General features: G+C 69.5%; 11 protein-coding genes and 4 pseudogenes. 6 read left to right on the forward strand and 9 right to left on the reverse strand.

Annotated features, from left to right (window positions below):
- Nucleotides 1-202: 202 nt before the first annotated feature.
- Both AB0M03_RS37885 and AB0M03_RS37890 read right to left on the reverse strand, forming a co-directional pair.
- A complete protein-coding gene (locus AB0M03_RS37885) occupies nt 203-784 on the reverse strand; it encodes a TetR/AcrR family transcriptional regulator (protein WP_363500781.1) in 582 nt (193 codons plus the stop codon).
- A gap of 83 nt (nt 785-867) precedes the next feature.
- Nucleotides 868-1758: an SDR family NAD(P)-dependent oxidoreductase gene (locus AB0M03_RS37890; protein ID WP_363500784.1), complete on the reverse strand. Its 891-nt coding sequence runs from the start codon at nt 1756-1758 to the stop codon at nt 868-870.
- Between the two features lie 693 nt (nt 1759-2451).
- On the opposite strand from AB0M03_RS37890, the gene AB0M03_RS37895 reads away from it, so the two are divergent.
- A complete protein-coding gene (locus AB0M03_RS37895) occupies nt 2452-2889 on the forward strand; it encodes an SDR family NAD(P)-dependent oxidoreductase (protein WP_363500787.1) in 438 nt (145 codons plus the stop codon).
- A gap of 44 nt (nt 2890-2933) precedes the next feature.
- Nucleotides 2934-3866, forward strand: a complete 933-nt coding sequence (locus tag AB0M03_RS37900) for a carotenoid biosynthesis protein (protein WP_363500790.1) — start codon at nt 2934-2936, stop codon at nt 3864-3866.
- Nucleotides 3867-4344: 478 nt separating this feature from the next.
- On the opposite strand, the pseudogene AB0M03_RS37905 reads toward AB0M03_RS37900, so the two are convergent.
- Together AB0M03_RS37905 and AB0M03_RS37910 are read right to left on the reverse strand one after the other, a co-directional pair.
- Nucleotides 4345-4644, reverse strand: a pseudogene (locus AB0M03_RS37905) (transposase); the annotation flags it as partial.
- Nucleotides 4645-5238: 594 nt separating this feature from the next.
- Nucleotides 5239-5949: pseudogene (locus AB0M03_RS37910) on the reverse strand (transposase); the annotation flags it as partial.
- 37 nt (nt 5950-5986) lie between these two features.
- On the opposite strand from AB0M03_RS37910, the gene AB0M03_RS37915 reads away from it, so the two are divergent.
- The gene (locus AB0M03_RS37915) at nt 5987-6502 is read left to right on the forward strand and encodes a hypothetical protein (protein WP_363500793.1); all 516 of its coding nucleotides are present in this window, start codon (nt 5987-5989) and stop codon (nt 6500-6502) included.
- On the opposite strand, the pseudogene AB0M03_RS37920 reads toward AB0M03_RS37915, so the two are convergent.
- From AB0M03_RS37920 to AB0M03_RS37940, 5 genes and pseudogenes are all read right to left on the reverse strand, one after another.
- Nucleotides 6427-6638 (reverse strand): annotated as a pseudogene (locus AB0M03_RS37920) (transposase); the annotation flags it as partial. The gene AB0M03_RS37915 and the pseudogene AB0M03_RS37920 overlap by 76 nt on opposite strands.
- Nucleotides 6619-7089 (reverse strand): DUF4279 domain-containing protein, encoded by a 471-nt coding sequence (locus tag AB0M03_RS37925; protein WP_363500796.1) that lies wholly within the window; start codon nt 7087-7089, stop codon nt 6619-6621. The pseudogene AB0M03_RS37920 and the gene AB0M03_RS37925, both read right to left, overlap by 20 nt.
- A 67-nt stretch (nt 7090-7156) precedes the next feature.
- Nucleotides 7157-7927, reverse strand: coding sequence for an IS21-like element helper ATPase IstB (istB, locus tag AB0M03_RS37930; RefSeq protein WP_363500798.1), 771 nt, complete (start codon nt 7925-7927; stop codon nt 7157-7159).
- Nucleotides 7924-9351, reverse strand: coding sequence for an IS21 family transposase (istA, locus tag AB0M03_RS37935; protein WP_363500801.1), 1428 nt, complete (start codon nt 9349-9351; stop codon nt 7924-7926). Before istA ends, istB begins: the two co-directional genes overlap by 4 nt.
- 126 nt (nt 9352-9477) lie before the next feature.
- Nucleotides 9478-10470, reverse strand: a pseudogene (locus AB0M03_RS37940) (IS630 family transposase); the annotation flags it as partial.
- Nucleotides 10471-10539: 69 nt separating this feature from the next.
- Here AB0M03_RS37940 and AB0M03_RS37945 point away from each other — a divergent pair.
- From AB0M03_RS37945 to AB0M03_RS37955, 3 genes are all read left to right on the forward strand, one after another.
- Nucleotides 10540-11040 (forward strand): SMI1/KNR4 family protein, encoded by a 501-nt coding sequence (locus AB0M03_RS37945; RefSeq protein ID WP_363500804.1) that lies wholly within the window; start codon nt 10540-10542, stop codon nt 11038-11040.
- Nucleotides 11041-11197: 157 nt separating this feature from the next.
- Nucleotides 11198-12448, forward strand: a complete 1251-nt coding sequence (locus AB0M03_RS37950) for an IS701 family transposase (RefSeq protein WP_363500807.1) — start codon at nt 11198-11200, stop codon at nt 12446-12448.
- Between the two features lie 194 nt (nt 12449-12642).
- On the forward strand, nt 12643-13893 hold the full coding sequence (locus AB0M03_RS37955; RefSeq protein ID WP_363500810.1) for an IS701 family transposase: 1251 nt from the start codon (nt 12643-12645) through the stop codon (nt 13891-13893).
- The last annotated feature ends 205 nt before the right edge of the window (nt 13894-14098 follow it).

The following is a 14098-nucleotide window of genomic DNA, read 5'->3' on the forward strand; positions in this document are numbered from 1 at the left end:
CGACGTGCTCGAAGTGCGGGAACAGAACCTCGAGACCAAGCCCCAGTGATTCGCACCCAGGACATGATCATCCGCCGCATGCCCGTCACGCCAACACCCGTCACATGATCGTCGCCAGAGCCCGGACTTCCCCACCCCTGCGTTCACGATTCCCCAGGGGGAGGACGGTCGTGGACGTGTGCCCTGCGGCAGAGGGGAGATCTCACACCGTCGTCGGTGTGGCTCGCAGGCCGCCGAGCAGTGCGGCCAGGTAGCGGTGCGCGGTGTCGATCCGGTCTGCGGGAGCGCCGCCGCGTACGTCTACGGCGTGGGCGATGCCGCACATGAGCGGGACCAGATCGGCTGCGGCCAGGTCGGGACGGACCGCCCCGGCCGCGCGGGCCCGGTCGAGGAGTGTGGTGCCTGTCGACCACAGGGACTCCTTGAGTTGCGTGGTGCGCGGCAGGGCGTCGACGGAAGCGGCGGCGACCGGTGCCAGGGAGGCGTCGGTGACCTGCGCCTCGACGGTGCGGGTCAGGAAGCTCTCCAGCGCCCGCCAGGCGTCGGTGTCGGCCAGCGCCTGCCTGCCGTGGGCGGTCAGGGCCTCCAGGCGGGGGGTGGCGACGGCCTCCAGGAGCGCCTCGGGCGTGGCGAAGTGGCGGTAGACGGTGCCGACTCCGAGGCCGGTGCGGCGGGCGACGTCGTTGAGCTGCAACGGCGCGCCCTGGTCGACCAGTTCGCGGGCGACGGCCACGATCCGGTCCCGGTTGCGGGCCGCGTCCTTGCGCAGTGGTGTCGTCGTCATGGGGACATGCTAATCGGATGGCTCATCCGAATGGCCCCGCCGCGCCAGGCCACGCCGTGCCGGGCCATGCCGGGCCTGGCGGGTCAGGGCGCCACGAGGGGCGCGTGCTGCCGGCTGAGTCGGCGCACGGCATCGGCGATGCGGCGGTCGGTGGCCGCCCGGTGCGGGGAGATCGGCTGCGCCTTGGCGCCGAGGACGATGCCGGTCCGGCCTGTCAGGGACTCGTCGGTGGCGGCGGTGATGGAGGACTTGGCGGCCTCGGATGCCGGGCCCGCGGTGGAGCGTTCGAACGTGCGGCGCAGCAGCGGCCACAGCAGCCGCAGCGGCGGTGAGACGATCTTCGGGTCGGTCATGGTGCCGTTGGTCATGTCGGTCGCGGCGCCTCCGGGGTCGGCGGCGAAGACCGAGACGGCCGTGCCGTCGAGGCGGGCCGCCAGGTCGAGCGTGTAGGCGAGGTTGGCGAGCTTGGCGCGGCCGTACCAGTGGAAGCCGTAGTAGCCGCCGGGCGGTTCGACGGTGTCGAACGCCCGCTTGGCGAAACCGACCGCGGCCGAGGTCACGTTCACGATCCTGCTCGGCGCACCGGCCGTGAGCGTGGGCAGCAGCAGTTCCGTCAGCAGGTACGGCGAAAGGTGGTTGACGACGAACGATGCCTCCACGCCGTTCAGTTCCTGTCGATCCGCGAACATCGCCCCGACGTTGTTCACCAGCACGGTCAGCGGTTCGCCGGATGCGGCGTGGTCGTCGGCTATCCGGCCGGCGAGCGCGCGCACGCCGTCGAGCGAGCCGAGGTCGGCGGGCAGGAACCGGCCGGGGCGAGCCGGGTTCACCGCGTTGATCCGCTCGACCGCCCGGGCGCCCCGATCGGGGTTGCGGCCGACCACGGTGACCGCGTACCCGGCGGCGGCCAGTCCCAGGGCCGTCTCCAAGCCGATGCCGGCGGTCCCGGCCGTGACCACAGCTGTCTTTCCCATGCGTTCCTCCAGCCCGATAATTCGGATAGGTCATCCGCTTAATGGCAACGATAGCACATACGGATGACTCATCCGCTTGTGGTGGCAGATGGGGCCATGCCAGCCGCGACGAAGCCCCCGCAAGCACCAGACCCGGAACCCTCAAGGAGCGCGGGTGCGGCGCTGCCGCAGCGACGGTCGTCTCGCGGGGCGGCGCCGCTTTCCGTGATCCCGGTACGTGGGACGCGAGGTCAGCGCCGATGCCGGCGGTGGTGCTCGTCGTTCTCAAGCGGTGATGCGGGCGGAGGTTTCCTCGCCGAGCCGGACGTAGATGCCAAGGGTGGACAGGCGCCGGTGGCGGGACTTGGCCTGCAGGTCGGCGGCGCTGCGGCCAGTAGGGCGCGCAGGAGGGCCTGGACTGCGGTCCGGGCGTCATCGTGCCGACTTGCATGGCGAGCGTCCTCGATCAGCGTGGTGAAGTCGGCATCGGCGAGTGCCTCGATGAGAGCCCGGCGGGTCGGGAAGTGCGGTAGACCGCCCCGACGCCCATCCGCGCCCGGCGTGCGAGGTCGTTGAGCCGCAGGGCCAGGTCGCCTTCGGCCCTCGCCAGGCGGGCCGTGGCCAGCGGCTGGTCACGGTCGCGGGCGGCGTCGGCGCGAAGCGGCGGAGTCACCCCACCACTCCACCTAACCGGATTGACAATCCGCTCCGGGGTTGTTTAATAGGATAAGTAATCCGCTTAGCGCCGGGAGAACCCGTGGATCACGCCGACTGGACCCTCGGCGACCTCTCAACGACCAGGCCGGCCGCACCTTCGTCGTCACCGGCGCCAGCAGCGGCCTCGGCGTGGCGATCACCCGCCACCTCGCCGCAAACGGCGGCCGCGTCATCATGGCGGTCCGCGACACCGCCAAGGGCGGCCACGTCCGTGAGCAGCTGATCGCTGACCACCCGACAGCCGACCTCCAGGTCCGCCGCCTGGACCTGCTCGACCTCGACACCGTGCACGCGTTCGCCGAGGGCCTGCGTACCGACACCGTCACCGTCAATGCGCTGATCAACAACGGAGGCATCGGCAACGTGCCGCGACGGCTCACCCCGCAAGGCGTCGAGAGCCAGCCGGCCCGTGCACCACTAGGAATTCCGGCCTGACTCCAAGGCCCCGTCCACCAACACCAGCGAGAGTAGGAACCAGCATGACCGTCGTCTCACCGTCGAAACGCACCGCCCGCCAGGGCGATCCACACCCCGCCCGGTCGGGTGACCGCAGCGTCCTGGTGGCCAGGCTCCTGCTGGGGATCGTGATCACGGTGGCCGCCGCCACCGCACTGTTCCCCAGCAACCCCATCTCGCTGGTCGTCGTGATCGGCGCGATCCCGGTCATGCTGATCCTGGTCGGACGCCGGTACGGATGGCGGCTGCTGGCCGTCTACCTGGCGGCGACCTTCATCGTCAGCAACGTGTTCGAGAACATGAGCATCGTCACCGGATTCCCGTTCGGCCACTACCACTACCCTGGCGACAGCCCGCGCATCTGGCACTTCCCCGTCATGATCGCCGTGTACTACTGCGTGCTCGGCCTGATCTCCTGGCTGACCGCCAGCGCCCTGCTCGACGGTGCCGACCTGCGGCTGGCCGACCGCGGCGACCCCGCCCGCCGGATCAACCTGGTGGCCCTGCCCGCCATGGCCGCCGCCCTGATGACCATGTGGGATCTCGGTGTCGACCCCGCCGCGTCCACCATCGGCAAGACCTGGGTGTGGGAGCACGGCGGCGGGGTGTTCGGCGTGCCCTGGACCAACTACCTCGGCTGGTGGTTCGTCAGCTACGTCTTCTTCCAGATCTTCGCCCTGGTCCTGGCCACCCGCGGCCGGCCGTCTGCCGGGCCGCGCCAGCAACGCGAACCCCTGGGCCATGCGGTGATCCTGTACTTCATGCTGGGCATGGCCTCCCTCCCCGCCTTCGTCACCGCGCCGCACACCACGGTGACCGACGCGGCCGGCGCGGTGTGGAGCGTGCACGCCCTACACGAAACGCTGTTCACGATCAACCTGTTCGGCACGGTCGTCATCGCCGTGCTCGCCGCCGTCAAACTCGCCCGCAACGACCTCAGCCTTCACCAACGCTGATGCCGCGCCGAGCGGGACGCCCGGGCGTTCCGCTCGGCCAAGGGGCCGGCTCGACCCGCCGCCGCGCAGGTAGCCCGACAGCAGCGTCGGCCCGCAGACCTGCAGGCGGTCGTCGTCGGTCCAGGTCGCCACCCACTCGGGTTCGGTGTCGGCCCGCCCCAACTGGCCACCGCCTTCGCAGACCTCGCCGCCCGCTACGCCCGCGCCGCAAGACCAGAGAGCAGTCCGAGGCCATGAGAACGAAACCCACCGCGCCGCGCCGCTCGAGCCCGTGAACGTCCGGCACAGACCACCGCTGATCCGCACACGACGCCCGAAGGGCTCGGCACCGCAACCCGCGGCGACACGGGCGGGCTGCCCCGCTCACCACCGACGACGTGCTCCAGATTGTCGGTGCCGTGGAGTTCCTGGCCGCCTGGCTGCGGCATCGGACTTCCACCTGGTCAAGTAGCGGACTCGGCCGCTCTCGACCGTCGGCTCAAGCCGTGATGTCCCGCAGCCACAGCACAGCGACGCCGATCAGCACGCCGGCACGGTAGCCGGGCGGCCAGCTTGTCGAACCGGGTGGCGACGGCCGGAACTGCTTCAACCGCGCGAAGCACCGTTCGACCCCGGCCTCGATAGGCCTGCGCGTCGAACACTGGTGGCTGCCGCCTTGGGCACCCCGGCGAGCCCGATTGGCGATCTGGTCGCGCCGTCCGGGGATCGTCGTCCTGATCTTCCGCTGACGCAGCAGGCGGCGGATCTTCCGCGAGGAGTGCGCCCTGTCCGCCACGACCTGCTGGCCGACCGCGACACATCGAAGGGCTGGCTGATGGAGCGCCAGGACAGCTCGGGAAGGTTGATCACCGCGGTGAAGCCGCCGATGTCGACGAACGTGACGCCGAAGCTCGCGACGGACGCGGTGGTGTGCCGGCCGGTGTGAAGGCGGTCGCGCTGAACGTGACGGTCACCGAGCCCGATTCCGATTCGACGTTTCTCTCGGACAGGGGCTCAGGCGGCTGCGCAATCAGGCGCTGCGGGTGCGGCGACAGGGCGACGCCACTCGGAAAGATGCCGCCGCTCGCCAGCCGTGGTCGGTCGGGGTGACCTCCCATGCGTCGGCGACGGAGTCCACGATGTCCATCCCGCGCCCCCTCTCCTGGCCTCCGGGATGGGCACGGCCGGCAGTGGGACGGCAATCCCCGAAGTCGATGACGCGCAGAGTCAGAACCGTGTCCGTGCGGCTGAGCAGGACGGTCATTTCCGACCGTCCGTACAGTAGGGCTTGGCCAGGTCTGCAGTGCTGCGGGTATGTCGCGGTGGCAGGTGGGGCAGGCGCCGGCCCAGGTGGCGAGGAGGGTCTGCAGCTCGCGGACGACCTGGTAGAGACTCAGGCCGGCGCCGTTTCTTTTGGGGCGGTCGCCAGTCTGCGCAGGGTGCAGAACGCGTGGGCGAGGGAGACCAGGGTGACGTGGTGGTGCCAGCCGGTGAAGGTGCGACCCTCGAAGTGGGCCAGCCCGAGGGCCTGTTTCATCTCACGGTAGTCGTGCTCAACTCGCCATCGCAGTTTGGCGAGTCGCACCAGGGTGGTGAGCGGGGTGTCGGCCGGCAGGTCGGAGAGCCAGTACTGGACCGGCTCGCTCTCCCTGGCCGGCCATTCGGCCAGCAGCCAGCACTCCGGAAGTTCGGCACCCACGGTGACCTCGCGGATCTCGCGGCCGGCGGGACGGATCCGCAGCGCGAGGAAGCGCGAGTGCATCCGCTTGAGACCGCCCTTCCCCTTCCCGGGACGCGAGCCCTCGCGCCAGGAGACCGGCTTGGCGGCCCTGCGCCCGGCGGTGACGGCGAGTTCCTTCACACTGCGTGGCTTGTCGGAATACTTCGCCACCGGCGGGCGGCCCCGTCCGCCGTAGGGCGGGGTAGCGGGCCGAGCCTCGCCGGGGTGCGCGGACAGGGTGGTGGAGATGCCCACGACGTAGTGCAGGCCCCGCTCCTGGAGGCCGAGGCGGAACGCCGTGGTGTCGCCGTATCCGGCGTCGGCGATCGCGAGTGGCACGTCGATGCCCCAGGAACGGGTCTCGTCGACCATGTCCAGAGCAACTGAAGTAGCGCCGGTAGTCGTCGATCACGCTGGGGCGGTGGGTCGCCGCGACAAGGAGTTGCTCCACGTCGGCGGCTCGGGCGAAACGCAGGACGGTGCCGCGGCTGAGGCGGAGTTCACGGGCGATGGCACGCAGGCTGTCGCTGCGTTCGATGCGTTCGTGGATCTGCTGGTGACGCTCGCGAGTGCGGGCGACCAGGGGACGCGGTCTGCCGTGGACGTCCAGCTCGTTCGGGCCGGCAGCCCCGGAACGGGGCATGGCACCCTGATCTTCTCCGAGGTCGAGGGGTTCGCGCAGGTCGGCGCGGTGGCGGCCGACGACGCGCTCGACGGCCTCGGCGAGGTTGTGCAGCAGGTGCCAGGCGTCGGCGACCTGTTGGGCCTGCGGCGCACCCGTTCGGGCACCGTCGCGGAAGGATCAGGCGCGGTCGCGGCAGATCGTCCGCACTTCGGGGTGGTCGCGCAGCTAGTGCCGCATCAGGCAACGTTCGCCCTGGTGACGACTGCGCGTAGGCGGTCGTCGGCGGCGTGCTTGTTCCGCCAGATGATGTAGCGGCGGATCATGCTGCCCTGTTCCTTGTGACTGGCGTGGTCGGTGCCGTCGAGGGCGAAGTAGCGCAGGTGTCGGGGTACTGACTCCTGTGCCCAGGTAAGTACGAAGTCGCGTGCTCAGATGGTGTCCTCGCCTGGGCTCAAGTCGTACTCGTCCACGTCGAGCTCGGCGTCGACTGCGGCCAGGAAGTCCAGGACATCGCGGTCGAGATGCCAGCCGAAGAGGTTCGGGGCGTCGGGAGCGTCCGGGTGGCTGGGCGATTCGTCGTGGTCGGTGTCGTTGAAGTAGCGCACGACCTGCAGGACTGCCCCGCCACCCTCGGCGGCCAGTTGGCCCACGAGCTCGGCTATGCGGGCCGTGTGAGGGCGGAGCCTGTCGAGGATGCGGGCGATCTGTTCGTCGACGCGCAGGTCGGGCTGCCGGCAGACGACCTCCCAGCTGTGGTGGACGGGAATCGCCTTCGGCTCGGTGAAGCGGCTGCCGCGGACGGACACCTTGTCAGGGGTGATGCCCAGTTGCGAGGTCATTTCGTCGGCGGAGATGTGCTGGCTGAACAACGCGAAGTAGGCGTACTGGCGGAGAGGCATCCGGGGAGGATAGCGGTGCGAGAAGTGCGCCGAGCGGGATTTATGCAGGCGGCCCCGGGGCCGGCTGTCACGCGACTTCGGCTTCGCCCTCGATGGCGGCGAGCCGGTTCTTCAGCCGGTAGCTCGGGCCGTTGATCGAGATGACGTCGCAGTGGTGGAGGAGCCGGTCGAGGATCGCGGTGGCCAGAACCTCGTCGCCGAACACCTGTCCCCACTCGCTGAAGGTCTTGTTCGAGGTCAGGATGATCGAGCCCTTCTCGTAGCGCTTGGAGACCACCTGGAACACCAGGTTCGCCTCGGCGCGTTCCAGGGGCTGGTAGCCGACCTCATCAACCACCAGGACGCCAGGCCGCAGGTAGGTGTGCATCTTGCGGGCCAGGTTGCCGATCGCATCGGCGGTCTTCAGCTGGCGGACCATGTCGTCGAGGGTGGTGAAGTAGACGGAGAACCCGGCCCGGCAGGCGGCTACCGCCAGCGCGACGGCGATATGAGTCTTGCCGACACCGGGCGGGCCGAGCAGGGCCGCGTTCGCCTTGGCCTCGACGAACGACAGGGTGGCCAGGTCCTTGACCTTGCGCGGGTCGAGTTCGGGCTGGAAGGCGAAGTCGTAGTCGTCGATTGTCTTGTGGTGCGGCAGCTTGGACAGCCGTAGCCCTTGACGGAAGCGGCGTTCGTCGCGGACGGCGAGCTCCTCGCCGAGTACGAGGTCGAGGAAGTCGAGGTATCCGAGCGTGGTGGCGTCGGCCCGGCGGGCGAAGGAGTCCAGCTCCGTGGCGAGGTGGGGCAGGCCGAGCTTGGCGGCGGTGGTGCGGATGCGCTTGGTGACCAGCTCGTTCAACGGGAGTCCTCCGGTGTCTGGGGGATGGCACTGGTGAAGGGGCGGGTGCCGGTGAGCTGGTCATAGACCGACAGCGGCCGGCGGCTGACCTCGACCTGGGCGACGGCGGCGCGACTCAGCAAGGTCCGTAGCGGACCGGCCTCCTTCTCCGGCACGGTTTCCTGCCTGGGGCGGACCAGGACCGGATCGCCGGTGGTGGTCCGGCGGGTGTGGCCGTCGGGCAGGCCGTCCCAGTGCGCCTCGTCGACGATCCGGGCACCGCGGCCGACCGCTCGCGGATGGGTGGCCAGCAGCGTGTTGCCGTCGCTGTCGGGGACGGTGGCGTGCAGGGCGACGGTGGCCGCCGAGGCGCGGATCTCGACGAGCTGGTGGTGGCGGACCTTGCGGGCGGGCACCGAGTACAGGTTGGCGTCGAACGCGATCAGGCAGTCTTTGCCGACGGGCCGCAGGTGCCGTTTGGTGACGATGTAGGGGGTGGGCGGCAGCGGTCGCAGGGCCAGGTGGTCCCGGACCGCGCGGAGTCCGATCACCTCGCCGTGGGTGCGGTGGGTGCGCGAGCGGCGCATCGGCACCCACGCGGTGAACGCCGCATCGAGTTCCTCGACGGAGGAGAACGCGCAGCCGGCCAGAACGTGGTCGCGGACGATGGCGACCTGGCGCTCGACGCGGCCCTTGGCCATCGGCCGGTAGGCGGCCAGCACGTCGATGTCGAAGTCGTAGTGCCCGGCGAACGCGACCGCCTCCGGGTGCAGCGGCACCGCCTCGCCCGGGGCGACGTGCCGGCGGACCACGGTCTTGGTCCGGTCGTAGACGATCGCTCCGGGGACGCCGCCGAAGTGGGCGAAGGCCCGGCGGTGGCAGTCGAAGAACGTCGCGATGTCCAGGCTGGTGGTGAAGCAGCAGAACGGGTCCCGCGAGTAGGACAGCACCATGTGGAAGGAGTAGACCTTCGGGATGCCCATGTGGGCCAGGATCCGTCCCTCGTCGCCCCAGTCGACCTGGGCCTGGGCGCCGGGGACCACTTCGAACCGGCGGTGCAGGCCGGCGAGTTCGCCCGGGCCGATGCCCAGCTCGGCGGCGATCCTGGGACGGGCCTCCTGTAGGTAGAGCTTGATCCGCTGGTAGTTGCCCGTGAAGCCGTAGTCCTTGACGAGGCGCTCGTGGACCACCGTGCCCTTGATCAGGATCTCGGCCCGCAGCATGGCGTCGATCAACGGGGCCACCGCCTCCACCACCTGCCGGCGAGTGCCCCGACGCGTACTCGCCCTCGGCGGAACGGGCGGTGCCTGCTCGGAGAGGTACTTGCGGACGGTCCGGCGGTTCAGCCCGGTCTCACGGGCGATCTCCGAAACGGTCATCGCACCCGACTGATGCAGAGCGCGAAAACGCCGGAGCTCCAACCAGCGTTGCGGGTCCAAGACCACCCTCAGCCGCCTTTCACACGCCCAGCAGGACACGCGAAAGAGTGCCAATCACCACCTCACGACACACCAAAGACCTGAGCACGTTCACTCGTACGTGGCTGAGCAGATGAGCTCGTACCCCGACAGCAGGGCGGTGAACTGGGCCTCGATCCGGTTGAGCCATGAACTGTTGGTCGGGGTGTAGGCGATCTCCACGTTGTTCGCCGCCGCCCATGTTCCGACCCGCTGGCACCGCTTCGTGGTCAGGTGTGGCGAGTAGTTGTCGACCACGATCGCGATGCGCACGTCGGCCGGGTGCAGCGAGCGCAGGTAGCGGCAGAACTCCAGGAACTTGGAGCGGTTCTTGGTCTTCTTGATGTGCCCGTAGAGCTGGTCCTTGCCGAGGTCGTAGGCGGCGAACAGGTGCCTCACGCCGTGCGGGCGGGTGTAGGTCGCCCGTCGGCGGAGCCGGGGCTCGCGCTCGGGGTCCTTGTGCCGGCCGCCGCGCTCGGCCCACTGCCGGCCGGGGTGGGGCTGGAGGTTGAGCGGCCCGAACTCGTCCAGGCAGAAAACGACTTCGGGCTCGCCCTCCTCGGGTATGACCTCGCCATCGGCGATCGCGTAGAGGTGTTCCACGCGGGCTTTCTTGGCCGCGTAGTCGGGGTCGCGGGAGGTCTTCCAGGTCTTCACGCGTTGAAAGGAGACGCCCTCCTCGCGGAGCATGACCCGGAGGCCCTCGTGGCTGATGTCGTCGACCACCCCCTCGGCGACCAGGAAATCGGCCAGCTTGGTCAGGCTCCAGGTCGAGAAGGGCAGGCCGTGCTCGGCCGGCCTGGACTTGGCGATCTTCTTGATCTCGCGCCGCTCAGGCAGTGTGAACGTCCTCGGCCGTCCACCCCGGTACTTCGGATAGAGCGAGTCGAAGCCGTCGGTGTTGAAGTTGTGGATCACGTCGCGGACCCGGTCCGCGCTGGTGAACGTGACCTCGGCGATCTTCGCCACGGGCATGCTCTGGGCGGAGAGCAGCACCACCTGGGCCCGCCGCCAGGTCACCACCGACCCGGTGCCCCTGCGGACGATCCGCAGCAGCCGTCTGCCTTCGTCGTCATCGATCTCACGGACCTGCACGCGTTCAGCCACGCCAGCATTCTGGCCGCCCCTACCCGGCCAGGAAGCCAACCACGCAACGTCGCACCTACGATGCTGGCCATGGCACGCCTTGAGGATCTTCAGCGCTCCCTGTGGGATACCAGTAGCGCGCATGTAACCCAGCTGGCCCTGACAGACCAGGCGATCGTGGATGCCCAGCACCTGCTGAACGTCACGCTCCCCAGTTCCCTGCTCGACCTGCTATGCCACCAGAACGGAGGGGTGGTTGCGGACACCTGGGATGCCTTCCCCACGACCCAGCCGACCTCCTGGAGTGCGGACCACGTTCCGTTCGACTTTGTGATGGGCATCGGCCACCGCGAGCAGACCCTCTCGATCCTCGACAGTCCCTACCTCGTCGAGGAGTGGAAACTTCCCACCGCGGTGGTACTGGTTTCGGGTAGCCCGCCGTGTTGGATCGGGCTCGACTACAGGGCCTGCGGCCAACACGGAGAGCCCTCCGTGGCCTGGTTCGACGCCGAACTCCAAACGGAACTGCCCCTCGCCCCGGACTTCCAGTCCTTCATTGAGGGCCTCACCGCGGCCAGCGACTTCGACTGAGCTGTTCCCAGCACAAGGCGCTGCCTTTAAAGAGCAAGATCTCAGCCACGGGGCAAACGTTGCCTGACGCGGCACTAGTAGGGCTTGGTCAGGTTCGCTGTGGTTGGGCGTGTCTATTGGCGGGTTGTGGCGTTGAGGGTGTGTGACACCTGGGGAGATGGCTGAGGTCCGGGAGGATCTGGAGGCGTTCGCGGCGGAGATGTTCGAGGCATTCACCCGCAACGATCAGCGCCGTTGGGGACAGGTCTATGTGCGCGGACTGCTGCTGGACGGCGGGCGCAAGTCGGTGGAGCCGATGGCCGCGCGCCTGGGTGAGGACGGCAACCGGCAGGCGCTCGCGCACTTCGTGACCTCCAGTCCGTGGGACCCGGCGCATGTGCGGGCCCGGCTGGCGAGGCGGATGCAGACCGAGGTGAAACCGACGGCACTGATCGTCGATGACACCGGCTTTCTCAAGGACGGCGATGCCTCCGCGTGCGTGTCGAGGCAGTACACCGGCACCGCCGGCAAGGTCACCAACTGCCAAGTCGGGGTCTCGCTGCACCTGGCCTGCGACCACGCCTCCACCGCCGTCGACTGGCGACTGTTCCTCCCCAAGTCCTGGGACCCGGTCTCCGAGAAGGCCGAGCCGGCGAAAGTCGCCCGCCGCGAGCGCTGCCAGATCCCCACAGACCTGGGGCATGTGGAGAAGTGGCAACTCGCCCTGGACATGGTCGACGAGACCCGTTCCTGGGGCGTGCACGTCCCGCTCGTCGTGGCGGACGCCGGCTACGGCGACGCGGTGGCGTTTCGGCTGGGCCTGAACGAGCGCGGGCTGAACTACGTCGTGGGGATCTCCACCACCCTCAGCGCCCAGCCCAGCTCCGCGCGGCCGGTCACCCCGCCCTACAGCGGAACCGGCCGCCCGCCGGTCGCCCGCTACCCCGAGCCGGCGAAGAGCGTGAAGGCCCTGGCGGTGGAGGCGGGGCGGACCGCGGTCAGGCCGGTGTCCTGGCGCGAGGGCACCCGCCCGGGCAAGAGCCGCACCGGGTTCAAGCGCATGTACTCGCGGTTCGTCGCACTACGGATCCGCCCCGCCGGACGCGAGATCCGCGACGCCACCGACGGCGTCGAGCTGCCCGAGTGCTGGCTGCTGGCCGAATGGCCGGCCAAAGCGCCCGAGCCGGTGCAGTTCTGGCTCTCCGACCTGCCCGCCGACTCCCCGCTGACCACCCTGGTCCGCCTGGCCAAGCTCCGCTGGCGCATCGAACACGACTACCGCGAGATGAAGCAGGCCCTGGGACTCGCCCACTTCGAGGGCCGCACCTACACCGGCTGGCACCACCACGTCACCCTCGTCGCCCTCGCCCACGCCTTCTGCACCCTGCGGAGGCTGGCCCGGGCCCCAAAAGGAACGGCGCCGGCCTGAGCCTCTACCAGGTCGTCCGCGACCTGCAGTTGGTCCTCGCCACCTGGGCCGGCCGCTGCCCGACCTGCCACCGCAACATACCCACACCCATACGAACCTGACCAAGCCCTACTAGTAGGGCTTGGTCAGGTTCGCTGTGGTTGGGCGTGTCTATTGGCGGGTTGTGGCGTTGAGGGTGTGTGACACCTGGGGAGATGGCTGAGGTCCGGGAGGATCTGGAGGCGTTCGCGGCGGAGATGTTCGAGGCATTCACCCGCAACGATCAGCGCCGTTGGGGACAGGTCTATGTGCGCGGACTGCTGCTGGACGGCGGGCGCAAGTCGGTGGAGCCGATGGCCGCGCGCCTGGGTGAGGACGGCAACCGGCAGGCGCTCGCGCACTTCGTGACCTCCAGTCCGTGGGACCCGGCGCATGTGCGGGCCCGGCTGGCGTGGCGGATGCAGACCGAGGTGAAACCGACGGCACTGATCGTCGATGACACCGGCTTTCTCAAGGACGGCGATGCCTCCGCGTGCGTGTCGAGGCAGTACACCGGCACCGCCGGCAAGGTCACCAACTGCCAAGTCGGGGTCTCGCTGCACCTGGCCTGCGACCACGCCTCCACCGCCGTCGACTGGCGACTGTTCCTCCCCAAGTCCTGGGACCCGGTCTCCGAGAAGGCCGAGCCGGCGAAAGTCGCCCGCCGCGAGCGCTGCCAGATCCCCACAGACCTGGGGCATGTGGAGAAGTGGCAACTCGCCCTGGACATGGTCGACGAGACCCGTTCCTGGGGCGTGCACGTCCCGCTCGTCGTGGCGGACGCCGGCTACGGCGACGCGGTGGCGTTTCGGCTGGGCCTGAACGAGCGCGGGCTGAACTACGTCGTGGGGATCTCCACCACCCTCAGCGCCCAGCCCAGCTCCGCGCGGCCGGTCACCCCGCCCTACAGCGGAACCGGCCGCCCGCCGGTCGCCCGCTACCCCGAGCCGGCGAAGAGCGTGAAGGCCCTGGCGGTGGAGGCGGGGCGGACCGCGGTCAGGCCGGTGTCCTGGCGCGAGGGCACCCGCCCGGGCAAGAGCCGCACCGGGTTCAAGCGCATGTACTCGCGGTTCGTCGCACTACGGATCCGCCCCGCCGGACGCGAGATCCGCGACGCCACCGACGGCGTCGAGCTGCCCGAGTGCTGGCTGCTGGCCGAATGGCCGGCCAAAGCGCCCGAGCCGGTGCAGTTCTGGCTCTCCGACCTGCCCGCCGACACCCCGCTGACCACCCTGGTCCGCCTGGCCAAGCTCCGCTGGCGCATCGAACACGACTACCGCGAGATGAAGCAGGCCCTGGGACTCGCCCACTTCGAGGGCCGCACCTACACCGGCTGGCACCACCACGTCACCCTCGTCGCCCTCGCCCACGCCTTCTGCACCCTGCGGAGGCTGGCCCGGGCCCCAAAAGGAACGGCGCCGGCCTGAGCCTCTACCAGGTCGTCCGCGACCTGCAGTTGGTCCTCGCCACCTGGGCCGGCCGCTGCCCGACCTGCCACCGCAACATACCCACACCCATACGAACCTGACCAAGCCCTACTAGGGCCTGTTGCGAAAGTGGATCAAGGTCGTAGATGATCACGGTCTGTGGGACGTGGTGATCTGACGAACAGCCAGTGGGAGCGGCTGGAGC

Origin of the sequence: Kitasatospora sp. NPDC051914 (assembly GCF_040680995.1) — a bacterium.
Taxonomy (GTDB): domain Bacteria; phylum Actinomycetota; class Actinomycetes; order Streptomycetales; family Streptomycetaceae; genus Kitasatospora.

Excerpts from the sequence above, each read along its gene's own strand:
- AB0M03_RS37945 (WP_363500804.1), top strand. The coding sequence starts at position 10,540 with ATGGCACGCCTTGAGGATCTTCAGCGCTCCCTGTGGGATACCAGTAGC.
- AB0M03_RS37900 (WP_363500790.1), top strand. The coding sequence starts at position 2,934 with ATGACCGTCGTCTCACCGTCGAAACGCACCGCCCGCCAGGGCGATCCA.
- AB0M03_RS37885 (WP_363500781.1), bottom strand. The coding sequence starts at position 784 with ATGACGACGACACCACTGCGCAAGGACGCGGCCCGCAACCGGGACCGG.
- AB0M03_RS37950 (WP_363500807.1), top strand. The coding sequence starts at position 11,198 with ATGGCTGAGGTCCGGGAGGATCTGGAGGCGTTCGCGGCGGAGATGTTC.
- AB0M03_RS37890 (WP_363500784.1), bottom strand. The coding sequence starts at position 1,758 with ATGGGAAAGACAGCTGTGGTCACGGCCGGGACCGCCGGCATCGGCTTG.
- AB0M03_RS37955 (WP_363500810.1), top strand. The coding sequence starts at position 12,643 with ATGGCTGAGGTCCGGGAGGATCTGGAGGCGTTCGCGGCGGAGATGTTC.
- AB0M03_RS37925 (WP_363500796.1), bottom strand. The coding sequence starts at position 7,089 with ATGCCTCTCCGCCAGTACGCCTACTTCGCGTTGTTCAGCCAGCACATC.